Origin of the sequence: Pseudomonas sp. SF2 (genome assembly GCF_036858055.1) — a bacterium.
In the GTDB taxonomy this organism is placed as follows: Bacteria; Pseudomonadota; Gammaproteobacteria; order Pseudomonadales; family Pseudomonadaceae; genus Aquipseudomonas.
In genome coordinates, this window is sequence record NZ_JAMBDI010000065.1 from 753 (window position 1) to 1495 (window position 743).

1 pseudogene is annotated in these 743 nt (G+C 65.5%); it reads left to right on the plus strand.

Going from position 1 to position 743, the window contains the following annotated elements:
• Positions 1-743, plus strand: a pseudogene (locus tag M2S36_RS24105) (T6SS effector BTH_I2691 family protein); the annotation flags it as partial.

A 743-nucleotide genomic window follows, 5' to 3' on the forward strand; every position in this document is an offset into this window, starting at 1 on the left:
CGATTTCCACCACCGCAACCTGGTGGCCATGCTGCTGAACAAGACGCTGGAAAGCCTGTACCCGGCGGATGCCCCTTCACCGGAACTGGCCGAGTTCCGGCTTGGCACCGAGCGCCGCGGCCCCGCCCTGTCGCCGTCCGAGTCACGTTTTCAGGCCCTCACCCACGAAGACTACTCACCCAACGGCGCCCGCCTGGCACAGCGTCTCGACCTCGCCAAGTACCGGCACTTCCTCACCGAGCGCGATGAACTGGAACGCCGGATCATCGCGTTGCGCAACCAGGCCTTGCAGGCCAGCCACGACCATGACGCCTGGCTCGGGACCGCCGAACCCGAGCATGTCGATAACCCCTACAGCCTGGCTGCGGCCCTGGCCTGCTACGACCGCGACGAAATCACTTCCGCCCGCGGCCTGGAAATATCCTTGGCGCTGCTGATTCAGTCGATGGGCCAGCCAGCGCCCGGCACTGAAGAACTGGACCCGCGACTCAAACGTCTCGAACAGTGGCTGGACCAGCACGACAGCCCGCTGTACACCGCCCTGGCGCCATTCAACCCGTTCAAGGACAAGGCGGATTCGATCGGCAGCCTGTTCGGCGCCAGCGACAACGTGATCGAAGGGTTGGCCGGTCGCTTTCCGGCCATGGCCGACATCACCGACCTTACCGCCCAGTCGGTCACCACCGTGGTGCTCAAGCGCCTGCGTGGGCAGACCCGCTGGGATGCCAGTCATGGCCTGCGTC